This window comes from Pseudomonas cichorii (assembly GCF_015471405.1).
In the GTDB taxonomy this organism is placed as follows: Bacteria; Pseudomonadota; Gammaproteobacteria; order Pseudomonadales; family Pseudomonadaceae; genus Aquipseudomonas; species Aquipseudomonas serbiensis.
Map to the genome: position 1 here is coordinate 119,558 of NZ_BLVZ01000007.1, position 22,871 is coordinate 142,428.

Annotated in this window: 22 protein-coding genes; 11 read left to right on the forward strand and 11 right to left on the reverse strand. The window is 59.2% G+C overall.

Annotated features, from left to right (window positions below; translation table 11 throughout):
• Positions 1-19 precede the first annotated feature (19 nt).
• From mrdA to lipA, 8 genes are all read left to right on the forward strand, one after another.
• Entirely contained in the window at positions 20-1,915 is a 1,896-nt protein-coding gene (mrdA, locus tag JL015_RS12460) for a penicillin-binding protein 2 (protein WP_201007095.1), read from the forward strand.
• 31 nt (positions 1,916-1,946) lie between these two features.
• Entirely contained in the window at positions 1,947-3,050 is a 1,104-nt protein-coding gene (rodA, locus tag JL015_RS12465; RefSeq protein WP_201018804.1) for a rod shape-determining protein RodA, read from the forward strand.
• Between the two features lie 5 nt (positions 3,051-3,055).
• Positions 3,056-4,075: a lytic murein transglycosylase B gene (mltB, locus tag JL015_RS12470; RefSeq protein WP_374005052.1), complete on the forward strand. Its 1,020-nt coding sequence runs from the start codon at positions 3,056-3,058 to the stop codon at positions 4,073-4,075.
• Complete coding sequence (locus JL015_RS12475; RefSeq protein ID WP_201018663.1) at positions 4,075-5,088, forward strand: septal ring lytic transglycosylase RlpA family protein; 1,014 nt, start codon at positions 4,075-4,077, stop codon at positions 5,086-5,088. Before mltB ends, JL015_RS12475 begins: the two co-directional genes overlap by 1 nt.
• 234 nt (positions 5,089-5,322) lie before the next feature.
• Positions 5,323-6,483 (forward strand): D-alanyl-D-alanine carboxypeptidase family protein, encoded by a 1,161-nt coding sequence (locus JL015_RS12480; protein ID WP_201007101.1) that lies wholly within the window; start codon positions 5,323-5,325, stop codon positions 6,481-6,483.
• Between the two features lie 89 nt (positions 6,484-6,572).
• Complete coding sequence (locus JL015_RS12485) at positions 6,573-6,848, forward strand: DUF493 domain-containing protein (protein ID WP_025261966.1); 276 nt, start codon at positions 6,573-6,575, stop codon at positions 6,846-6,848.
• Positions 6,848-7,495 (forward strand): lipoyl(octanoyl) transferase LipB, encoded by a 648-nt coding sequence (lipB, locus tag JL015_RS12490; protein ID WP_201018664.1) that lies wholly within the window; start codon positions 6,848-6,850, stop codon positions 7,493-7,495. The genes JL015_RS12485 and lipB overlap by 1 nt, the downstream gene beginning before the upstream one ends.
• Position 7,496: 1 nt before the next feature.
• Positions 7,497-8,504 (forward strand): lipoyl synthase, encoded by a 1,008-nt coding sequence (gene lipA, locus JL015_RS12495; RefSeq protein ID WP_236124366.1) that lies wholly within the window; start codon positions 7,497-7,499, stop codon positions 8,502-8,504.
• 69 nt (positions 8,505-8,573) lie between these two features.
• Here lipA and JL015_RS12500 read toward each other — a convergent pair whose 3' ends face one another.
• The 5 genes from JL015_RS12500 to leuS all read right to left on the reverse strand — a co-directional run bounded on the left by JL015_RS12500 (position 8,574) and on the right by leuS (position 14,701).
• On the reverse strand, positions 8,574-9,893 hold the full coding sequence (locus tag JL015_RS12500) for a lytic murein transglycosylase (RefSeq protein ID WP_201007105.1): 1,320 nt from the start codon (positions 9,891-9,893) through the stop codon (positions 8,574-8,576).
• 84 nt (positions 9,894-9,977) lie between these two features.
• A complete protein-coding gene (gene arfA, locus JL015_RS12505; RefSeq protein ID WP_198728013.1) occupies positions 9,978-10,133 on the reverse strand; it encodes an alternative ribosome rescue factor ArfA in 156 nt (51 codons plus the stop codon).
• A gap of 187 nt (positions 10,134-10,320) precedes the next feature.
• Positions 10,321-11,358, reverse strand: coding sequence for a DNA polymerase III subunit delta (holA, locus tag JL015_RS12510; RefSeq protein WP_201018665.1), 1,038 nt, complete (start codon positions 11,356-11,358; stop codon positions 10,321-10,323).
• Between the two features lie 41 nt (positions 11,359-11,399).
• Positions 11,400-12,005, reverse strand: a complete 606-nt coding sequence (locus JL015_RS12515; RefSeq protein ID WP_201007109.1) for an LPS-assembly lipoprotein LptE — start codon at positions 12,003-12,005, stop codon at positions 11,400-11,402.
• Between the two features lie 89 nt (positions 12,006-12,094).
• Positions 12,095-14,701, reverse strand: a complete 2,607-nt coding sequence (gene leuS, locus JL015_RS12520) for a leucine--tRNA ligase (RefSeq protein ID WP_201018666.1) — start codon at positions 14,699-14,701, stop codon at positions 12,095-12,097.
• A 314-nt stretch (positions 14,702-15,015) separates the two neighbouring features.
• On the opposite strand from leuS, the gene JL015_RS12525 reads away from it, so the two are divergent.
• Positions 15,016-15,387 carry a hypothetical protein gene (locus JL015_RS12525; RefSeq protein WP_201018667.1) on the forward strand — a complete coding sequence of 124 codons (372 nt, stop codon included), beginning with the start codon at positions 15,016-15,018 and terminating at the stop codon, positions 15,385-15,387.
• Between the two features lie 84 nt (positions 15,388-15,471).
• Positions 15,472-16,230 carry a YdcF family protein gene (locus JL015_RS12530; RefSeq protein ID WP_201018668.1) on the forward strand — a complete coding sequence of 253 codons (759 nt, stop codon included), beginning with the start codon at positions 15,472-15,474 and terminating at the stop codon, positions 16,228-16,230.
• A gap of 73 nt (positions 16,231-16,303) precedes the next feature.
• Here the strand turns inward: JL015_RS12530 and lnt are convergent, their stop codons facing one another.
• The 5 genes from lnt to miaB form a co-directional block, all read right to left on the reverse strand.
• Positions 16,304-17,824, reverse strand: coding sequence for an apolipoprotein N-acyltransferase (lnt, locus tag JL015_RS12535; protein WP_201018669.1), 1,521 nt, complete (start codon positions 17,822-17,824; stop codon positions 16,304-16,306).
• Between the two features lie 17 nt (positions 17,825-17,841).
• Entirely contained in the window at positions 17,842-18,684 is an 843-nt protein-coding gene (locus tag JL015_RS12540) for an HlyC/CorC family transporter (RefSeq protein ID WP_201007118.1), read from the reverse strand.
• A gap of 5 nt (positions 18,685-18,689) precedes the next feature.
• Complete coding sequence (gene ybeY, locus JL015_RS12545; protein ID WP_201018670.1) at positions 18,690-19,190, reverse strand: rRNA maturation RNase YbeY; 501 nt, start codon at positions 19,188-19,190, stop codon at positions 18,690-18,692.
• Entirely contained in the window at positions 19,183-20,205 is a 1,023-nt protein-coding gene (locus JL015_RS12550) for a PhoH family protein (RefSeq protein WP_201007121.1), read from the reverse strand. The genes ybeY and JL015_RS12550 overlap by 8 nt, the downstream gene beginning before the upstream one ends.
• Before the next feature lie 141 nt (positions 20,206-20,346).
• Complete coding sequence (gene miaB, locus JL015_RS12555; protein ID WP_201018671.1) at positions 20,347-21,678, reverse strand: tRNA (N6-isopentenyl adenosine(37)-C2)-methylthiotransferase MiaB; 1,332 nt, start codon at positions 21,676-21,678, stop codon at positions 20,347-20,349.
• A gap of 131 nt (positions 21,679-21,809) precedes the next feature.
• Between miaB and JL015_RS12560 the strand changes: the two genes are divergently transcribed.
• Positions 21,810-22,136 (forward strand): DUF1820 family protein, encoded by a 327-nt coding sequence (locus JL015_RS12560; RefSeq protein WP_025261951.1) that lies wholly within the window; start codon positions 21,810-21,812, stop codon positions 22,134-22,136.
• 32 nt (positions 22,137-22,168) lie between these two features.
• On the opposite strand, the gene JL015_RS12565 is transcribed toward JL015_RS12560, so the two are convergent.
• Entirely contained in the window at positions 22,169-22,717 is a 549-nt protein-coding gene (locus JL015_RS12565) for a tetratricopeptide repeat protein (RefSeq protein ID WP_201007132.1), read from the reverse strand.
• Between the last annotated feature and the right edge of the window lie 154 nt (positions 22,718-22,871).

A 22,871-nucleotide genomic window follows, 5' to 3' on the forward strand; every position in this document is an offset into this window, starting at 1 on the left:
TACTGTGAACGCGCCCTAGATGCCTCAGCCGATCCGCCTAAAAGACCATGAAAAAGACGCACGTCTGGTGCGCAGCAGGGTCGTGTTCGGGGCAGTGGCCATTATGTTGCTGGTGTGCGTCCTGATTGCACGCCTGTATTTCCTGCAGGTCATTCAGTACGACTACCACTCGACACTTTCGGAAAACAACCGCGTTCACGTCCAGCCGATTCCTCCGAGTCGCGGCCTGATCTTCGACCGCAACGGGGTTGTGGTTGCCGATAACCGGCCAAGTTTCAGTCTGAGCATGACCCGCGAGCGTGCCGGCGAGTGGTCCAAGGTGCTCGACACCATTGTCGAAGTGCTGCAACTCACGCCCGATGACCGCATCATCTTTGAAAAGCGCATGAAGCAGGGGCGTCGGCCATTCGAGCCTGTACCCATCCTGTTCGAGCTGACCGAAGAGCAGATTGCCCTTATTGCCGTGAACCAGTTCCGCCTGCCCGGCGTCGAGGTGGTGGCGCAACTGGTCCGGCACTATCCCCAAGGGCCGCACTTTGCGCATTCGGTCGGTTACATGGGCCGGATCAACGAGAAAGAACTCAAGGGCCTCGATCCCGTCAACTACAGTGGCACGCACCATATAGGCAAGACCGGTATCGAACGTTTCTACGAAGACGAACTGCATGGTCAGGTCGGTTACGAAGAAGTCGAGACCAACGCCCGTGGTCGTGTCTTGCGTGTTCTCAAGCGCACCGATCCGATTCCCGGCAAGGACATTGTCCTGAGCCTGGATATCAATCTGCAGGAAGCGGCCGAAGCTGCGCTGGGCGGTCGTCGTGGTGCCGTGGTGGCGCTGGACCCCAATACCGGCGAGGTTCTGGCGATGGTCAGCGCCCCGAGTTTCGATCCGAACCTGTTCGTCACCGGCATCAGCTTCAAGGCTTACGCCGAGCTGCGCGACTCCATCGACCGACCGCTGTTCAACCGTATCCTGCGTGGCCTTTATCCACCGGGCTCGACCATTAAGCCTGCGGTCGCGATTGCCGGGCTGGATGCTGGTGTCGTGACGCCGGGCTCTCGGGTATTCGACCCCGGTTATTACCAATTGCCGAACTATGACCACAAATACCGCAACTGGAACCGCACCGGTGATGGCTGGGTTGATCTGGATGTGGCGATCATGCGTTCAAATGACACCTACTTCTATGATCTTGCGCACAAACTCGGCATTGACCGGCTGTCCAGCTACATGAACAAGTTCGGGCTCGGGCAGAAAGTGTCCCTGGACATGTTCGAGGAGTCTCCAGGCTTGATGCCGTCCCGGGACTGGAAGCGGGCGACCCGGCGTCAGGCGTGGTTCCCCGGCGAGACGCTGATTCTCGGGATCGGGCAGGGCTACATGCAGGCCACCCCGCTGCAACTGGCCCAGGCGACTGCGCTGGTTGCCAACAAGGGCAAGTGGAACCGGCCGCATCTGGCCAAGAGCATCGAAGGCAAGGCGCCGGTGGATGATAACCCTATGCCGGACATCATCCTGCGCGACCCGGCCAACTGGGCCAGGGTCAACCATGGCATGCAGGAAGTGATGCACGGTGCGCGGGGTACGGCGCGCAAGGCTTCCATTGGTGCGCAATACCGGATCGCCGGTAAAAGCGGTACCGCTCAGGTTGTCGCGATCAAGCAGGGTGAAAAGTATGACCGCACCAAGGTTCAGGAGCGTCATCGCGACCACGCCTTGTTCGTGGGCTTCGCGCCAGCCGACAACCCCAAGATTGTTGTTGCTGTGATGGTGGAGAACGGTGAGTCCGGCTCTGGCGTCGCGGCTCCTGTGGTCCGTCAGGTGATGGATGCCTGGCTGCTCGACCAGAATGGCGCACTCAAGCCTGAGTACGCCGGCTCCCTGAATCCGGAGGCTGCGGCCCGTGAAGAGTAATTTCGACCGCATCCTTTCCAGCGAAGATGTGATGCGTCGCCGTGCGACCTTTCTGCAGCGTATTCATATCGATGGCCCGTTGCTGGTCATCCTGCTGACGCTGGCGGCGGGCAGCCTGTTCGTCCTGTATTCGGCCAGTGGCAAGAACTGGGACTTGCTCATCAAACAGGCCAGTTCATTCGGGATCGGGTTGACCGCAATGCTGGTCATCGCCCAGTTCGAGCCGCGTTTCATGGCGCGCTGGGTGCCCGTTTTATATGTCATGGGCGTGCTGTTGCTGGTGGTGGTGGATGTGATGGGTCACAACGCCATGGGCGCTACCCGCTGGATCAACATTCCAGGGGTGATCCGTTTCCAGCCATCGGAGTTCCTGAAAATCATCATGCCGGCGACCATCGCCTGGTATCTGTCCAAGCGGACCTTGCCGCCGCAGCTCAAGCATGTCGCGGTAAGCCTGGGGCTGATCGGGGTTCCTTTTGTGCTGATCGTGCGCCAGCCTGACCTGGGTACCTCCTTGTTGATCCTGGCTTCCGGTGCTTTCGTGCTATTCATGGCCGGGCTGCGCTGGCGCTGGATCATCAGCGTGCTGGCCGCTGCCGTGCCAGCGGCTGTCGCCATGTGGTTCTTCTTCATGCACGACTACCAGAAGCAGCGGGTACTGACCTTTCTCGACCCGGAAAGCGACCCGCTGGGCACGGGCTGGAACATCATCCAGTCCAAGGCGGCCATTGGCTCCGGCGGTGTATTCGGCAAGGGCTGGCTGCTGGGCACCCAGTCGCATCTGGACTTCCTGCCTGAAAGCCACACGGACTTCATCATTGCGGTGCTGGGCGAAGAATTCGGGCTGGTGGGGATCTGTGCGCTGCTGGTCATCTACCTGCTGTTGATCGGGCGTGGTCTGGTCATCACTGCGCAAGCCCAGACCCTGTTCGGCAAGTTGCTGGCCGGGGCGCTGACAATGACATTTTTTGTTTATGTATTCGTCAATATCGGTATGGTCAGTGGCCTGCTGCCGGTTGTAGGTGTACCGCTGCCTTTCATTAGCTATGGCGGAACTTCGCTCGTGACGCTGCTGTCAGCGTTTGGGGTTTTGATGTCGATCCATACACATCGTAAATGGATCGCTCAGGTTTGATTAAGGTGAAGAATTCAATGCAGGTAGTTCGCAACTGGGCTCGATATGCTCCGGTGGTCGGTCTGGTGAGCGTTCTTGGAACCGTACAAGAGGCTATCGCTGGCGACTACGAGGGTTCTCCTCAGGTAGCCGAATTTGTCGGTGAGATGACTCGCGAGTACGGTTTTGCCGGTGAACAGTTGATGAGCGTGTTTCGCGAGGTCGAGCGCAAACAGCCTATTCTCGATGCCATTTCCCGCCCGGCCGAACGGGTCAAGCAATGGAAAGAATATCGTCCGATGTTCATTACCGATGCCCGTATCGCGCGTGGCGTCGATTTCTGGCGTCAGCATGAGGCTGCTCTGGCCCGTGCCGAGCAGGAATATGGTGTGCCTGCGCAGATCATCGTGTCGATCATTGGCGTCGAGACCTTCTTTGGCCGCAACACCGGCAACTATCGGGTAATCGATGCACTGTCCACGCTGGGCTTCGACTATCCGCCCCGCGCCCCGTTTTTCCGCAAGGAACTGCGCGAGTTCCTGCTGCTGGCGCGTGAACAGCAGGTCGATCCTCTGACCCTCAAGGGTTCCTACGCCGGTGCGATGGGGCTGCCGCAGTTCATGCCGAGCAGCTTTCGTGCTTATGCCGTGGATTTCGACGGTGACGGGCATATCAATATCTGGACCGATCCGGACGATGCCATCGGCAGCGTTGCCAGCTACTTCAAGCGCCATGGCTGGGTGGCCGGGCAGCGTGTCGTCAGTCGTGCTTCGGCACGTGGCAGTCGGGTCGATGAGGGGCTGAGCCCTGGCCTGGACCCGATCATGTCGGTCGGGGAGTTGCGAGGTCTGGGCTGGGCGAGTCATGATGCGCTGCGCGATGACCTGCCTGTCACGGCATTTCGCCTTGAAGGCGAGCAAGGCCCCGAATACTGGATGGGGCTGAACAATTTTTATGTAATCACCCGTTATAACCGCAGTGTGATGTACGCCATGGCCGTGTATCAGCTGTCTGAATCGTTGGTTCAAGCTCGAGGCGTGAAGTAATGCGGCCATTGCCGATTCGTACACCTTTGAAATTGCTGGCTTATGCGGGGCTGGCATTGCTTATGGCAAGTTGCTCGTCCACTTCGCGTTCGCCACAGCAGAGCGGCACAGCCGTGCGTTCTGCACCAGGGCTGGATATCAACCGCGCGCACAAGGACGGGGCTCCCTGGTGGGATGTCGATGTCTCGCGTATCCCCGATGCCACGCCAACTGTCCACACCGGTGCCTACAAGGCCAACCCTTACACGGTACTGGGCAAGACCTATTTCCCGATGAGCGAATCCAAACGCTATGTCGCCTCGGGTACGGCTTCCTGGTATGGCACCAAGTTTCATGGCCAGAACACCGCCAATGGCGAGGTCTATGACCTGTATGGCATGAGCGCCGCTCACAAGACCCTGCCGCTGCCCAGTTATGTCCGGGTGACCAACCTGGACAACAACCGCACGGTGATTCTGCGTGTCAACGACCGTGGGCCGTTCTACTCCGACCGGATCATCGACCTGTCCTACGCGGCCGCCAAGAAGCTCGGTTATGCCGAAAGCGGTACTGCGCGGGTCAAGGTCGAAGGTATCGATCCACAGGAATGGTGGGCGCAACGTGGTCGTCCGGCGCCCCTGGCGCTTGATCAGCCACAAGTCGTGGCTCAGGCCGCTACGCCAGCGTTTACAGCCTCTACCGGGGCTGTCGAGCAATACACACCGCCGCCCCAGCAACACGCTGCGCCAGCCGTGCCTTTGCAGGCTGACGCAAAAAAAAACGCTTCCGGACAAGCCTCTGGGCTATTTCTCCAGGTGGGAGCCTTCGCGAATCCAGACGCTGCCGAGCTCCTGAGGTCGAAACTGAGCGGGATGGTTCGGGCGCCGGTTTTCGTGAGTTCGATAGCCCGCAATCAACAGACGCTTTATCGGGTCCGGATGGGGCCGATAGGCACGCAGGGTGAAGCCCAGCAATTGCAGGATAGTGTCAGATCGGCCAACCTTGGTCAGCCGAGCCTTGTAACACTGGATTGAATGAACAGTCGTTCTTGGCGGTATGAAGAGCGATTTGCAGTGGCCCGCAATGCGGACTTGCCGTCAGAGCAAGTGTTGCAGGCACTGCCCGCAGGATCGTGTGTCGAACAGGCGATCTTGTCAGCCAGGGCTTTAGCCTGGCGCCACGGGCCGCAGTGAAGTGCATGCGCTTCGCCGGCCTGTTCCGCTTTGCCCGTGAGGGCATGTTTGCCCATTAGCAATTTCGAGAGACGGATGAACATCACCACCTTTGCAAAACGTTTGTGCCTGCTTGTGCCACTGATTATCGCCCCGGCTGCCTGGGCCGCAGAACAGATGACGCCTGCTGCGCCGCAACTGGCCGCCAAGTCCTACGTGCTGATGGATGCCTCCAGCGGCAACGTTCTGGTTGAAAACAATGGTGATCAGCGCCTGGCTCCTGCGAGCCTGACCAAGCTGATGACTGCCTATATCGCGACCCTGGAAATCCGTCGCGGCCAGATCGGCGAGAACGATCCGGTGACCGTCAGTGAAAACGCCTGGCGTACAGGCGGTTCCCGGATGTTCATCAAGGTTGGTAGCCAGGTGACGGTCAGCGACCTGCTGCACGGCATTATCATCCAGTCGGGTAACGACGCCAGCGTTGCAGTTGCCGAGCACATTGCCGGCAGCGAAGACGCTTTCGCCGACATGATGAACAAGACTGCTGGCGATCTGGGCATGACCAACAGCCACTTCATGAACCCGACCGGCCTGCCGAACCCTGAGCACTATTCGTCTGCTCATGACATGGCAACGCTGGCGCGCGCCATCATCCACGAAGACCCGGCTCACTACGCGATCTACTCGCAGAAAGAGTTCTTCTGGAACGGCATCAAGCAGCCTAACCGCAACCTGCTGCTGTGGCGCGACAAGACCGTCGACGGCCTGAAAACCGGTCACACCGAAGAAGCCGGCTACTGCATGGTGTCCTCGGCAGTGCGTGACGGCATGCGTCTGATCGCCGTGGTGTTCGGCACCAACAGCGAGCAGGCCCGTGCGGCTGAAACCCAGAAGCTGCTGACCTACGGTTTCCGTTTCTTCGAAACCCAGAACTTCTACCAGAAGGGCACCGAGCTGGCCCAGGCGTCCGTCTGGAAAGGCACCACCCGTCAGGTCAAGGCCGGTCTGGCAGAAGACCTGAGCATGACCATGCCCAAAGGCGACATGAAGAAACTCAGCGCCAGCATGACCATGAACCCGCAACTGGTTGCGCCAATTGCCAAGGGTGACGTGATCGGCAAGGTTGAAGTGAAGAAGGAAGACAAGGTTGTGCATACTGCCAACCTCATCGCACTGGAAGCTGTCGAGGAAGGTGGTATTTTCCGCCGCGTGTGGGATAGCATTCGCCTGTTCTTCTACGGCTTGTTCAACTGACCTTCTAGTAATCAATGCCGACCTTCTCGCGACCTGCTTTCTGAGCGGGTCGCGTGTCCGTCGTCACGGCTTGTGAGACCTTTACTGCCATGACCGATACCGACGTCAAGTCGCACAAAATCGAATTCCCCTGCGATGACTACCCGATCAAGGTGATCGGCGACACCAGCGTGGGTTTTACTGCTGCGGTGATCGAGATTCTCGGCAAGCACGCGAAAATCGACGTCTCCACGCTCGCCGAGCGTCAGAGCAGCAACGGCAAGTACACCACCGTACAACTGCATATCGTCGCCACCGGCGAAGACCAGTTGCGCGATATCAATAGTGCTCTTCGCGCTACGGGTGTCGTGCATATGGTGCTCTGATGGGCGAAATCCTGGGCTTTCGTGATCTTGGGCTGATCGATTACGAAAGCGCCTGGCATGCCATGCAGCGCTTCACCGATGGGCGTGACCGGAACACCGCCGATGAAATCTGGCTGGTGCAGCATCCGCCGGTCTTTACCCAGGGACAGTCCGGCAAGGCGGAGCATTTGCTGTTGCCGGGCAATATTCCTGTCGTACAGGTCGATCGTGGAGGCCAAGTGACCTATCATGGCCCCGGCCAGCTGGTTGCCTATCTGTTACTCGATGTCAGGCGCCTTGGATTTGGGGTTCGTGATCTGGTCACCCGGATCGAAAACACCCTTATCGCCTTGCTGGACAGTTATGGGGTGACGGCGGCGGCCAAGGCCGATGCCCCAGGCGTATATGTCGACGGCGCGAAAATCGCGTCTCTCGGCCTGCGTATTCGTAACGGTTGCTCATTTCATGGACTGGCGTTGAACGTCGACATGGACCTGGAGCCGTTCCGCCGCATCAACCCCTGTGGATATGCCGGGCTGGCAATGACCCAGTTGCGCGATCACGCAGGGAAGATGGAATTTTCCGAGGTAAGTGCCCGGCTGCGTGCGCAGCTCGTCAAACACCTCGACTATGCTGAGCAGGCGACCCTTACGGGCGGAATAGAATGATATGACTGACACCGTGCAAACCCTGATCCCGACGCTGGATGTTTCCGAGCGCGCCCCCCGTCCGAAAGTCGAAGCGGGCGTGAAGCTGCGCGGTGCTGAAAAAGTCGCACGCATCCCGGTCAAGATCATCCCGACAGTTGAACTGCCCAAGAAGCCTGACTGGATTCGCGTCCGGATCCCGGTTTCCCCGGAGGTCGACCGTATCAAGCAATTACTGCGCAAACACAAGCTGCACAGCGTTTGCGAAGAGGCATCCTGCCCGAACCTGGGCGAGTGCTTCTCTGGCGGCACCGCGACCTTCATGATCATGGGTGACATCTGCACCCGTCGCTGCCCGTTCTGCGACGTCGGCCATGGCCGTCCGAAGCCTCTGGACACCGACGAGCCGAAGAACCTGGCGGTGGCGATTGCCGATCTGCGCCTCAAGTACGTGGTTATCACCTCGGTGGATCGCGACGATCTGCGCGACGGCGGTGCGCAGCACTTTGCCGACTGCATCCGTGAAATCCGTGCCCTGTCGCCGAATGTCCAGCTCGAAACCCTGGTCCCGGATTACCGTGGCCGCATGGACGTAGCGCTGGAAATCACCGCGGCCGAGCCGCCGGATGTGTTCAACCACAACCTGGAAACCGTGCCGCGCCTGTACAAGGCTGCGCGTCCGGGTTCGGATTACCAGTGGTCATTGACCCTGCTGCAACGTTTCAAGCAGATGGTGCCGCACGTGCCGACCAAATCCGGGCTGATGCTGGGTCTGGGTGAAACCGACGACGAAGTCATCGAAGTCATGCAGCGCATGCGTGAACACGATATCGACATGCTGACCCTTGGTCAGTACTTGCAGCCTTCGCGCAGCCACTTGCCGGTCCAGCGTTTCGTGCATCCGGACACCTTCGCCTGGTTCGCCGAGGAAGGTTACAAGATGGGCTTCAAGAACGTGGCTTCCGGGCCGCTGGTGCGTTCGTCGTATCATGCAGACGAACAGGCCAAGATTGCCAAGACACTGCTCTGAGGGGCATTTGACAGGCAATGAAAAACGGGCCGGATAGTGATATCCGGCCCGTTTTTTTATGGTGGCACGTCAGGGTTTGCGCAGGTTGTTCAGCAACTCGTGAGTCGGATAACCATCGGCAGGCCAGCCAAAGGATTGCTGGGCGCTGCGAATCGCCTTGCGGGTATTGGCGCCGATAATCCCGTCTGGAGCGCCTGCGTCGTATTTGCGGGCCGACAGCAGGGTTTGCAGCTCGATGCGCTCAGAACGGCTCAGCGGCAGGTCTGTGCGAGGCCAATTGCCTACAACGTAACCGCCACCCTTGAAACGGTCGGACAACAGGCTGATCGCCAGGGCGTATGACGTCGAATTGTTGTATCTGAGAATGGCGCGGAAGTTGTCCAGCACCAGAAAGGCCGGACCCCGATAGCCGGCAGGCAGCAGCAGTGCCGCTTGTTGCTGGCTGGCAGCGAGAGGCAACGCCGAGCCATCGGGAAGCTTCAGGCCGAGTTTTTGCCATTCCGGCAGGCTCTTGCGGGTCGATGCGTCAGCCAAGGCATAGTCGAAGTCCGAACTCAGCACCACTTCAAAGCCCCACGGCTGGCCACGCTGCCAGCCGGAGCTTTGCAGGTAGTGAGCGGTGGAGGCCAGGGCATCGGCAGGCGTGTTCCAGATATCGCGGCGGCCATCACCGTCGAAGTCCACTGCATGAGTGTTGTAGGTGGTCGGTATGAACTGCGTTTGCCCCATGGCGCCAGCCCAGGAGCCGATCATCTTGTCTGGTGTGATATCGCCGTGCTGGAGGATTTCCAGTGCCGCCAGCAACTGGCTTTGGGCGAAGTCTGGGCGGCGGCCTTCGTAGGCCAGCGTGGCCAGTGAGCGGATCACCGATTGCGAACCCTGGAATTGCCCGAAGTTACTCTCCATGCCCCATACCGCGACCAATGCCTGACGATCAACGCCATAGCGCTGTTCGATGTTTTGCAGGTCGGTGCTGTACTGGGAAAGCAGGGCCTGGCCCTTGCGTACCCGTGCAGCAGAAATTGCGCCGTCCAGATATTCCCACACCGGGCGGCTGAATTCCGGCTGGCTACGGTCGGCCTTGACCACGCTCATGTCCGGTGTCACGCCGCTGAATGCGCGGTCGAATATGTCTGCGCGGATGCCTGCTCTGAGTGCCTGATTACGAAAGCCTGCCTGCCATTCCGAGAAACTGATGACGGGTTGGATCGTGAGGTTCTCATCGACAACCAGCGTCGGTGTTGGCACCGCAACCGCCTGGGGCTTGCTGGCTTGAAGCGGAGTGGCATCGGCAGCAGTGGGTTTTTCTGCGCAAGCTACCAGAGCGATAAGGCTGGAGGCGGCGATGAGTTGGCGCAACTGCCAGGGATGGGTAAAACAAGAAGGCATGCTTGGGTCCAAAGGGATTACCGACAGATGCAGACCTTAACACGGCTGGGCGGTTGAAAGCGCCTGGAGGGTTGTTGCTCTTTATCACGCAGCCAGAAAGCAAGAAGCCTCCCAGCTTTTAGACTGGAAGGCTTCGCGGCGGTAGCTGCCTTTGCCCTTGGCTGGTCGTTCCTGACGACTGCGGAACAATGGCTGGGCAATGATGGACTTGGCCTTGTTCGGCCGCTTCGGTTTGCTCATGGCGGGGTACTCTCGGGTGGGGGTGAACGGTGCGCATGATCAGGCAGGGCGGGGCGTCTGTCTAATAGTTGTGTGCTATGGATTCGCAGTCTGCTGCTCCGGGCTTGCTCCCAACGTCGCGCGTAGGAGCGAATTCATTCGCGAGACGGCATTTCGCGAATGAATTCGCTCCTGCGCAGTCTGTTCGCTATTCGGCGGGCAGAGGGAGACGTTGACCTGCCATCAACAGGGCCAACCGACTCAGGCTGCTCCAGGGCGAACCGGCGGCCTGGCCTTTGATTTGTGCGTCGATACGTTGTGCATCCATCAGCAACTGTCCCCAGCGCTTGGCCGAGTAGCGTTGCAAGGCTTTGCTCATCAGGGGTTTGCGCTTGTCCCAGATCGGCGGTCGGGCCGAGCTGAAGACTTTATCCAGCGGTATGCCCTGGCTGTATTGCAATGACATGTTGGCCAGTACCCGAAGCTCGCGGGTCAGCGCCCAGAGAATCACTGGCGTCTCGACACCCTCGCCGCGCAGACCTTCAAGAATGCGCAAGGCATGGGCTGCTTCGCCATTGAGTACCGCATCGGTCAGGCCGAAAACATCGAAGCGAGCGCTGTCAGCCACCGCTGCTTGCACGGTGTCGACGGTGATCTGTCCTTCTTCGGCCATCAGTTTGAGCTTTTCGACTTCCTGCGCTGCGGCCAGCAGGTTGCCTTCGACACGCGCAGCAATCAGCTCGACGGCATCCTGAGTGGCGGACAACCCGGCCTGGGAAAGGCGCTGGCGAATCCACTGCGGTAACTGGCCGATATCAACCGGCCAGATCTGCAGGAATTGGGTCTGTGCGCCTTCGATCAGCGCCTTGCCCCACTTGGTCTTCTGAGCGCTGCCGTCCAGCTTGGGCAGGCTGATCAGCAGCAGCGTGTCTTCGGCAGGGTTGGCGCAGTATTCCATCAGCGCGGCAGCGCCTTTGTCGCCGGGTTTCCCCGAAGGCAGGCGCAGCTCCAGCAGGCGGCGTTCAGCAAACAGCGACATGCTGGCGCCCGCCTGCAGCAGCGTGCCCCAGTCAAAGCTGGCGTCGGCGCTGAATACCTGGCGTTCGTCAAAACCTTGCTGGCGTGCTGCCGTGCGGATGGCGTCGGCGGCTTCCTGGCAGAGTAGCGGGTCATCGCCGCTGATCACGTACACAGGCGCAAGTGCGCCTTGCAGGTGCTTGTTGAGTTGGGCGGGAGCGAGTTTCATGATTCAGATAATGTCAGGGCCAGCAAGCTGGCCCCGGACACTTACTTGCCTGGAATTTCGAGAGGCGACTGTTGAGGCGTCTCGTCACGCACTCGTTGAGCGGCTTCCAGAGCATCGGCCTGAGCCTTGGCGATGTCGTTGGCCTTTTGCTGCAATTGCGCCAGACGTTCCGGCGTCAGTTGTTGCAGGCGAGCCATCATCTTTTGAACCAGTTCGCTACGCATTTCATTGCGCACCTGCTGGGCTTCGTTATCGGAGCCGGTCAGGTTGTTGCCATCGTGGGAATAGATCTTGTCCACGCTGACTTTATCGCCCAGCAGGACGAGGTCTTTCTCGCCACGCATTTCATAGTTGAGCGTAGAGGTCAGCTGGATCTCGGCCGAGCGACCGGAGCCCGAGTAGCTGGCGGTGCGCTGGGTTTCGGCCTCGTTGGTCAGGATCAGCTTGTATGGCGCGCCGGTGTAGATCTTGACGCCCGAGTTGGTCAGCGTGCGATTGAGCTGGGTGACCGTCTCGCCGTACTGGTTGCGTGCGCTGAGATCCAGTTCCTTGATCGCCAGCTCGTTGGTGCCGGTACCACGCAGCTGGAAGCCACAGGCACTCAACAACACTGCGAGGCCCATTACCAGCAAATTGCGTTTGATCATCTTGATGCTCCCCTTGAATCCGTTTGGGCCGACCTTGCAGCCCCTGGAAATATGTCTGGTGCCCGACCTCTGCCAGGCGCCCGATCCAATCAGCTTGCGACGATATTGACCAGCTTGCCAGGCACTACGATCACTTTGCGGATCGTCAGGCCATCGATGAAGCGCAGTACGTTTTCATTGACCCGTGCAGCCGCTTCGATTTCTTCGCGGCTGGCGCTGGCTGGCATTTCGATCTGGCCACGCAGTTTGCCGTTGACCTGAATCACCAGTTGCAGGCTGTCCTGTACCAGTGCGCTTTCATCCAGCTTCGGCCAGCCCGCATCGATGACTGCATTCTCATGCCCCAGCTGTTTCCACAGCTCATGGCTGATGTGCGGCGTGATCGGAGCCAGCAGCAGCGCAACGGTTTCCAGACCTTCCTGAAGCAATGCACGATCCTGGGCAGTGGCCTGAGGGGCTTTTTCCAGCACGTTCATCAAGGTCATCACCTGAGCGACGGCCGTGTTGAATTTCTGGTTCTGACCAATATCCTGGCTCGCCTGCCTGATTGCCTGATGGATGGAGCGGCGAATGGCTTTCTGGTCGTCGCTCAGGGTCGTCAGATCAAGGCTGCCCGGCAGGCCCTGGCCAACATGGGCCTGAGCCAGACGCCATACGCGGCGCAGGAAGCGGTGCGAACCTTCGACGCCGGAGTCGGACCATTCCAGGCTCATGTCAGGCGGCGAGGCGAACATCATGAACAGGCGGCAGGTATCTGCACCGTACTGATCGATCATGGTTTGCGGGTCGATGCCGTTTTTCTTCGACTTCGACATCTTTTCGGTGCCGCCGATTTCCACCGGCAGGCCGTCGCTGGTCAATACCGCGCTGATGACCTTGGCCTTGGCGTCGCGCTCCAGCGTCACGTCGGCAGGATTGATCCAGGTCTTCTTGCCGTTGGCTTCCATGCGGAAGTAGGTTTCGGCGTTGACCATGCCCTGGGTCAGCAGGTTCTTGAACGGCTCGTTGGACGTTACCAGGCCTTCGTCGCGCATCAGCTTGTGGAAGAAGCGCGCATACAGCAGGTGCAGGATCGCGTGTTCGATACCGCCGATGTACTGATCCACCGGCAGCCAGTGGTTGGCTGCGTTCGGCTCGACCAGACCGCCCTCGTAGTGCGGCGAAGCGTAGCGTGCGTAGTACCAGGACGACTCGACGAAGGTGTCCATGGTGTCGGTTTCACGCTTGGCCGGTGCGCCGCATTTCGGGCAGCTGCACTCGTAGAACTCGGGCATGCGCGCCAGTGGCGAGCCAGCACCGTCGGGTACGACGTCTTCAGGCAGTACGACCGGCAGTTGATCTTGTGGCACGGGCACGTCGCCGCAGGTGTTGCAATGCACGATCGGGATCGGGCAACCCCAGTAGCGCTGACGGCTGATGCCCCAGTCGCGCAGGCGGAACTGGGTACGCGACTGGCCCAGGTTCTTCTTGAGCAGTGCGGCTTCGATGGCGTCGAAAGCGTCCTGGAAGTTCAGGCCGTTGAATTCGCCGGAATTGATCAGCTCGCCATGCTCTCCGTAAGCTTCCTGCCACGGCGCTGGTGTCTCGTCGCCCGCGCTGGTACGGACCACGGCCTTGATCGGCAGGTTGTACTTGGTGGCGAACTCGAAATCGCGCTCGTCGTGAGCCGGTACGGCCATGACCGCGCCGTCGCCGTAGTGCATCAGCACGTAGTTGGCGACCCACACCGGCAGTTTTTCACCGGTCAGTGGATGTTCGACGAACAGAGAGGTCGGCAGACCTTTCTTTTCCTGAGTGGCGACGTCGGCTTCGGCGACGCTGCCGCTCTTGCATTCATCGATGAAGGCTTGCAGTTCGGCATTGCCTTGCGCCGCCAGGGTCGCCAGCGGGTGCTCGGCGGCCACGGCCACGTAGGTGGCGCCCATCAGGGTGTCGGGGCGGGTGGTGAATACTTTCAGCGCGCCGGCTTCGCCAATCGAGGCTTGATGGTAAGGGAACTGGACTTCCATGCCACGGGACTTGCCGATCCAGTTGCGCTGCATGGTCTTGACCTGTTCAGGCCAGCCCGGCAACTCGTCGAGGCTTTGCAGCAGCTCATCGGCGTAGGCCGTGATCTTGAAGTAGTACATCGGGATTTCGCGCTTCTCGATCAGCGCGCCCGAACGCCAGCCGCGCCCGTCGATGACCTGCTCGTTGGCCAGTACGGTCTGGTCGATAGGGTCCCAGTTGACGGTGCCGTTCTTGCGGTAGATCACACCTTTCTCGAACAGGCGAGTGAACAGCCATTGTTCCCAGCGGTAGTAATCAGGCTTGCAGGTGGTCACTTCACGGGACCAGTCGATGGCCAGACCCAGGCTCTTGAGCTGGGCCTTCATGTAAGCGATGTTTTCGTAAGTCCACTTGGCCGGCGCGACGTTGTTGTCGATCGCGGCGTTTTCCGCAGGCATGCCGAAGGCATCCCAGCCCAGTGGCTGAAGGACATTCTTGCCTTGCATGCGCTGGTAGCGAGAGATCACGTCGCCAATGGTGTAGTTGCGCACATGACCCATGTGCAGCTTGCCGCTCGGGTAAGGAAACATCGACAGGCAGTAGTAGGTTTCCTTGCCTGGCTGCTCACTGACTTCAAAAGACTTTTGCTCTTCCCAAAAGGCTTGGGCGGCGGCTTCGATTTCGCGGGGCTGATAGAGTTCGTGCATGGCTACTTTTTACTAAAGATTGGTGACCCTTGACCTCTTCATTGCTTCGCCGAGTCAGCTTGGCACCCTTTGCCGGACAATCGTGACTGTCTTTGCGGTGCGTACAGGCTCATGGAGAGCGGAAGTGGAATTACAGGAAGCGCCGTAGCATACATGAGCGCTGTCTACCGAGGGAAACGCTGATTGTTGCACCGCTCCTCCAAAAACCGTTCAGACGGCTCTATCTGGCCGTTGGTCGCAGTATCACGCCTGTTTTTACAGCAGCGCTAAGCTCAATAGCGAGGGTATGTTCTTATCTTCAAAGAGGTGAGCGGATGACAGAGTTGCAGCACACAGTAAGCACTCCTGAGCTGTATGAACGTTTGATCCATCGTCTGGGGCTTGCTCTGGAAACGGCCAACACTGCGGTTCGACTCCGTAACGAGTCGCCCGTCGAGCTTGAACTTGAAGGTTTAAGCAATGCCGAGCTGGAGTTTATCGAGGCCTACCTTGAGAAAGGGACGATGGAGGCGAGCGGGGCTGTTAAGGGTAAGTCAGAGGGCAGTTTTATTGTTTCGCCGGAGCAGGCTCAGTCGATAGCGTCGCCCAAAGAGTCCGCCAGAATCATCTGGCTGAAGGACAAGAGGCGGGCAAGGGCGTCGACGGGGTCAGGCCGTTACACTTCAAATACCACGTTCAAGCTTTAACCATCGCGGGCTGCGGGTCCGCTTTATAAGCATTGCTGCTTAGTTATAAAAAACATAGGCTTCGGGCATCTCTGGAGATGCTCGATGCCTATACGCTACATACTCAAATCCCTTCTTTTACCACCGGGTATTTTCTTTCTGTTGCTGGCCAGTGCCTGGTGGTTGCGCCGCTCCCGCCCGCGTATCGCGGCTGTCTGTTTCACGCTTGGCCTGGGCGGCCTCTGGGTGATGACTCTTCCTGTGGCGGTTGAGTGGGCTGCGCGAGGTCTGGAAAACGAGCAGCCCTTGTCGCGCCAGCAGTGGGCGACGCTGGCGCAGCAGGCTGATGCCATTGTGGTTCTGGGCGCCGGGCGCGAGCGCAATGATCCGGCCTGGGGGGCCGATACGCCCACGGGTGTCGGGCTGGAGCGGTTGCGTTTTGCTGCGCAGTTGTCGAAGGCATCCGGTTTACCGATTCTGACCACGGGCGGCCTGCATTTCGGTGAGCCTCCGAGCGAGGCGGCGATCATGGCGCAATCGCTTCAAGATGACTTTGGTGTTGCGGTGCGCTGGCAGGAAGGGCTTAGCCGCACCACCTGGGAAAACGCGACGATGACAGCCGACATATTGCAGCCGTTGGGTATCAAGCGGGTCGTGGTAGTGACTCAGGCCTGGCACATGGCGCGCTCACGGTGGAGCTTCGAGGAGGCGGGCTTCACCGTTGTGGCCGCTCCCGTCGGATTCCTGAGCGGCGCCAATGACCAGCCACTGGGCGGCTGGATGCCGGAAGCCAAGGCGTTCATGCAGAGCTTGTGGTTGATCAATGAAGCGCTGGGGCAATTGTTTTATAGAGCAATTTATTGAGCCGCAAGCTTCAAGCTTCAAGCTTCAAGTCAAAAGCTTGTAGCTTGTAGCTTGTAGCTTGTAGCTCCCTTCCCTATACCGTCTTCGCAATACGCGCCGCCAGCAAGGCCCAGCCAAACAGCAGCCCGCAGACGATGATCAGCGGCCATGAGCGCCAGTGCAGGTAGGGTGTCAGTTCCTGCATCGGGACTACTTCGCCATACAGCACGCCGCGCTCGAATTGCGGTATCTGTGCCGTGATCTTGCCGAACGGGTCGATCAGGCCGGTGACGCCGTTGTTGGTGGAGCGGATCATCCAGCGACCGGCTTCCAGGGCGCGCATCTGCGCCATCTGCAGGTGTTGCAGCGGCCCAATGGAGGTGCCGAACCAGGTGTCGTTGCTGATGGTCAGCAGCACGTCGCTTTGTGCCGCAAGGCTGACCGCGAATTCCGGGTAGACCACTTCATAGCAAATGAACGGTGCAATCTGATAACCCTTGGCCTGCAGCATGCTCTGGTCGCTCGGGCCGCGGGCGAAGTCTGACATCGGCAGGTCGAAGAAGGCGATCAGCCCGCGCAGAATGTCCTGTAGCGGCACGTATTCGCCAAACGGAACGAGCTTCTGCTTCAGGTAGGTGCCATCTCCTTCGCCGGTTACCGTGATGCCGTTGTAATAACGGGACTCGCCGCGTTCGGTCACTTCACGCACCGGCACGCCGGTAATGAGCGCCGAGCCACGTTGCGCGGCAAACTTGCCCATCATCGTCAGATAACCTTCCGCCGACTCCTTGAGCACCGGTACGGCTGTTTCCGGCCAGACAATCAGGTCGGCCTGCTGCGAGTTGAACGTCATGTCGCGGTAAAGCGCCAGTTGAGCGTTCAACTGCTTGGGGTCCCACTTCATGCTTTGTTCGATGTTGCCCTGTATCGCGGCGACTTTCAGCGGTGCGCCCGCAGGCGAGGTCCAGGCATGGCCTTTGAGTGCGATGCCGGTAATCCAGGGGGCCAGCAATAGCACCACGCCTGCTGCGAGGAAGGACTTGCGTGCCCGTAAACGATGCAGATTGCTCAGCAAGGCAACGGTAAGAGCCAGGACGAAGGAGATGAGCCAGATACCGCCGACAGGTGCCAGACCGGCCAGCGGGCCATGAAGCTGGCTGTAACCCGAATACAGCCACGGGAATCCGGTCAGGAACCAGCCGCGAAAGGCTTCCTGTGCTGTCCACAGTGCCGCGAAGGCCAGAGCGTCGGCCAGTGGTGCTTCGTTGCGGCGAATCCAGCGCGCCCAAAGCCAGGCCGGCAGGGCAAAGAACAGGGCGATCAGGCTGATGAACAACAGCATCAACAAGCTGGCCAGTAGTGGCGAGGCACCACCGTAGGTGTTGATGCTGACGTAGATCCAGCTGGTTCCTGCGCCGAACAGCCCGAAACCGTAGCTCCAGCCCCGGACGAATGCCTGGCGCGGGCTCAGCTCGCGCAGGCCCAGATAGAAGAACGCCACCGCCACCAGAGCCAGAGGCCAGATGTCGAAGGGCGCCAGGGCCAGGGTCGTAAGTCCGCCAGCCGCCACGGCCAGCAGGTTACCGGGCCAGCCGGGGCGGGTTATCCAGCGCATGTCTATTCCTTGAAACGTTACGGGCGAGAGATAGGGCTCAGGCGTAGTAAGTGAATGCGACGGCTGTCAGCGCTCAGGATGCGGAAACGATAGGCACCGATTTCGGTGATTTCGTTGCGCTTGGGCAAATGACCGAAGGCATTCATGACCAGCCCGCCGACCGTATCGAATTCGTCATCGGAAAACTCGCTGTCGAAGAACTCGTTGAAGCTCTCGATAGGCGTCAGGGCCTTGACCAGGAAGTCGCCGCTGGGCAGCGGTTTGATGTAGCTGTCCTCTTCGACGTCATGCTCGTCTTCGATGTCGCCGACGATCTGCTCCAGCACGTCCTCGATGGTTACCAGCCCCGCCACACCGCCGTATTCGTCAATGACGATGGCCATGTGGTTGTGGTTGGCGCGGAACTCGCGCAGCAGCACATTGAGGCGTTTTGACTCGGGGACGAATGTCGCCGGGCGCAGCAGGCTTTTGATGTCGTCGCTGTCGCCGTTGGGCTTGAGAATCAGCGGCAGCAGATCCTTTGCCAGCAACACGCCGAGTACATCGTCGTGGCTCTCGCCGATCACCGGGTAGCGCGAGTGCGCAGCATCGATGACGGCAGGCAAAAACTCGCGGGGTGTCTGGGTCGCCTTGATGCTGATCATCTGCGAGCGCGGCACCATGATGTCGCGTACTTGCAGGTCAGCCACTTGAATGGCGCCTTCGACAATGGCCAGCGCTTCGCTGTCCAGCAGCTTGTTCTGTTGGGCTTCGCGCAGCAGCTCAAGCAGCTCCTGGCGGTTTTTCGGCTCGTGGACAAAAGCCTGGGTCAGTTTCCCCAGCCATGACTTCTGTCCGTTGCTCGATCGATCTTCGCTCATAGCCCTTACTCGTGATCCTTGCTTGTTGTTTCTGAATGTTGATGTTCGGCGCTTTCGTCGTCTGCATAAGGATCCGGATAGCCCAGCTCCTCAAGCAACGTTCGTTCCAGTGCTTCCATTTCCTCGGCTTCTTCATCGTCGATATGGTCGTAACCAAGCAGATGAAGGCAGCCGTGAATGACCATGTGCGCCCAATGCGCATCAACGGTCTTGCCTTGTTCCCGGGCTTCGCGATTGACCACTGCAACGCAGATGACCAGATCGCCCAGCAGCGGAATGTCCAACAGGTCGTCAGGCACGTCCGCAGGAAAGGAAAGCACGTTGGTGGCGTAATCCTTGTGTCGCCAGGTGTGATTCAGTTCGCGCCCTTCGGGTTCATCGACCAGACGGATGGTCAGTTCCGAATCGGCGCTGCGTTGACGCAAGCCCATCTCGCACCAAAGGCGGAACTGGGCTTCGCTGGGGGCTTTTTCTTCACTTGCCAGTTGCAGATCCAGCTCAAGCATCGCGGCGGCTATCCCGTGAGGAATTGAAGCTGCTGGTCTGCGTGTCGCTGAAGCGGTCATCGAAGCGCTCATAGGCTTCGACGATGCGCTGCACCAGCGGATGGCGAACCACGTCCTTGGGTTTGAAGTGGGTGAAGCTGATGCCTGGCACGTCCTTCAGGACATCGATGACATGTGTCAGGCCCGACTTCGTGCCTTTGGGCAGGTCGACCTGGGTAATGTCGCCGGTTATGACGGCGGTAGAGCCGAAGCCAATACGGGTCAGGAACATTTTCATCTGCTCGACGGTGGTGTTCTGACTCTCGTCGAGAATGATGAAGCTGTTATTAAGGGTGCGCCCGCGCATGTAAGCCAGCGGTGCAACTTCAATGACCTGCTTCTCGATCAGCTTGGCGACATACTCGAAGCCCAGCATTTCATAGAGTGCGTCGTAGAGCGGGCGCAGGTAAGGGTCGATCTTCTGTGCCAGATCACCGGGCAGGAAGCCGAGCTTTTCACCGGCTTCAACGGCCGGACGCACCAACAGGATGCGGCGGATCTGCTCGCGCTCCAGTGCATCCACCGCGCAGGCGACGGCCAGATAGGTCTTGCCGGTACCCGCAGGGCCGATACCGAAGTTGATATCGTTGCCGAGGATTTCCTTGACGTAGCGCTGCTGATTCAAGCCGCGAGGGCGAATCATGCCTTTTTTGGTGCGCAGGGCCACGCCGACTTCGGCGGCCGGATGGTTGTCCAGCCCTTCGACGCCTGATTCCTGCAGGAACAGGTGAACCATGTCCGGCGTCAGGTCTGTACCTTTGGTTTCACGGTACAGGCGGCGCAGGAGGTTTTCAGCCGAAGTGGTTTGTCGGGATTCGCCAATGAGCTCGAATTGATTTCCGCGATTGCGGATCTCGATGTTCAGGCGCTGTTCGATCAAGCGCAGATGCTCGTCGAGTTGCCCGCACAAGTTGGCGAAACGATGGGCCTCGAAAGGTTCGAGGATAAAGCGATGAGGTTCTGTGGGAGCGTTCAAGGTCGTTTTTAGCCGCCCGACGGCAATTGAGATGAATTGAAGAATACCCCTAGAGAACCTTGGGCGAAAGGTCTGAAGTCGTTCGCGAATGAATTCGCTCCCACCGGGCCATCCGTAGGGGCGAGTTCATTCGCGAAGAAATCATTGCTGCAACAGCGAACCCCGCAGCGAATGCGGCTGTGCGTCATCAATGTACACATCGGCAAACTGCCCGATCAGCTTGGGGTTATCGCAGCGAAAGTTGACGATCCGGTTGTTCTCGGTGCGCCCTTGCAGCTCGCCGGGGTCCTTTTTCGAGTAATCGGTCACCAGGATGCGCTGGATGCTGCCGACCATTTGTCGGCTGATCTCGAAACCTTGCTGGTTCAGGCGATGTTGCAGGGCCGCCAGACGCTCTTTCTTGAGTGCTTCCGGGGTGTCGTCTTTCAGATCGGCGGCTGGCGTACCAGGGCGCGGGCTGTAGATGAACGAGAACGAGAAGTCGAAACCCACGTCCTGAATCAGCTTCATGGTGTTCTCGAAGTCTTTCTCGGTTTCGCCCGGGAAGCCGACGATGAAGTCCGAACTGATGCTGATACCCGGCACGGCAGCCTTGAGCTTGCGCAGCTTGGACTTGTATTCCAGCGTGGTGTGGTTGCGCTTCATGGCCGCCAGGACACGGTCGGAGCCTGATTGCACCGGCAGATGCAGGTGTTTGACCAGCTCCGGCACTTCGGCGTGGGCCTGGATCAGGCTGTCGGAAAACTCCAGAGGGTGCGACGTGGTGTAGCGGATGCGGTCGATGCCGTCGACTGCCGCCACCACGCGGATCAGGTCGGCCAGATCGGCGACGCGGCCGTCATGGGTGGTGCCGCGATAGCCGTTGACGTTCTGGCCCAGCAGTGTGATTTCGCGTACGCCGTTTTCAGCCAGGTGAATCACTTCAGCCAATACGTCATCGAACGGACGGCTGACTTCTTCGCCGCGGGTATAAGGCACGACGCAGAATGTGCAGTACTTGCTGCAACCTTCCATCACCGACACGTAGGCACTCGGGCCATCGATGCGCGGCTCGGGCAGGTGGTCGAATTTTTCGATTTCCGGGAACGACACATCGACCTGAGGCAGGCGGGTGATGCGTGCGGTATCGATCATTTCCGGCAGGCGGTGTAGGGTCTGCGGGCCGAAGACCACGTCCACGTAAGGGGCGCGATCACGGATTGCCGCGCCTTCCTGGCTGGCGACGCAACCGCCGACCGCGATGACCATCTCGGGATTGGCCAGTTTCAGTTCGCGCCAGCGGCCCAGCTGGGAATAGACCCGATCCTGGGCGCGCTCGCGAATCGAGCAGGTATTGAGCAGGATCACGTCGGCATCTTCCGCGCGAGCGGTTACTTCCAGGGCCTGATGTTCGCCCAGCAGATCGACCATGCGCGAGCTGTCGTACTCGTTCATCTGGCAACCGTGGGTTTCGATATAAAGCTTCTTGGCCATGCGTGATCATCAGCTGATTCAAAGAACCGCGCATTATAGGGACGATGCTCACGGGTTCCTAGCGTTGGCTGTCTGATGGGCATGCTATAATTTGTGCCCTTTTTTCCATCCCCGATTGTTATCCGGCTTTTATGACCAAACGCGAAGCTCCAATCTACAAGGTGATTTTCCTCAACCAGGGCCAGGTGTTCGAGATGTACGCCAAGCAGATCTATCAAAGTGATCTGTGGGGCTTTCTGGAAGTGGAGGAGTTCGTCTTCGGCGAGCGTACGACTGTCGTGGTTGACCCCAGCGAAGAAAAGCTGAAGGCACAGTTCGAGGGCGTGGTGCGCAGTTTTGTGCCGATGCATTCGATCGTGCGGATCGATGAGGTCGAGCGCATGGGCACGCCAAAGATCAGCGAGGCACGTGGCGGTGGCAATGTGATGCCGTTTCCTATGCCGATGCCTGAAAAGTAGAAGTGAAGAAAGCCTGCCCTGACGCTATTCGATCAGGGCAGTGGAGAGAATGGAGAGCGTCCTTCGGCGGTTTGCAGCTCCATCAGGTACTTGCGGAAAATCTGGCCCAGGACCTGGGTCGCGACTTCCAGTTCATCGCGCTTCATCTTTGCCGACACTTCGTCAGCAGCATCCAGCGCTTCTTCCGAACCGTTGACCGCAGCCATCTTCAGCACGATATACGCCTGAATGTTATTGGCCTGCACGCCTTCGCCGCGAGCAAACATCAAACCCAGTTGATATTGCGCCTGCGCATGGCCCAGCAACGACGCCTGCTCGAAATAGTTGAGTGCCTGAGGCAGGTCGCGAGGGGTGTTCTGGCCCTCGTAATAGAACTCGCCCAGTTCGTATTGCGCTTGCGCATCCCCGGATTGTGCAGCTTGCTGGCATGCCGAAAGCGCAGCCGGAAGATTCTCGGGCTGAGTATTGAGGGTGCAACGACCCACCGCTGGGATTAACAACGAGTTGCCGCCTGCATTGGTCAGCAGGGGATAGACAAGCAACAGGCAGCCCAATGCAAGGGTGCGGCCGGTGCGGTTCATGGGAGTCGACTTACCTCTGAAAAAGGTGCGGGCGTACCCGTCCAGCGAAACGTGCTGGCTGGCCATTATGAAATAAGCAGGGCCAACCTTACAAAGTCTTTACGGATTTTCTGCTGCACGGCCCCGATTTATCTGGTTTAAACCCGTGGGAGCG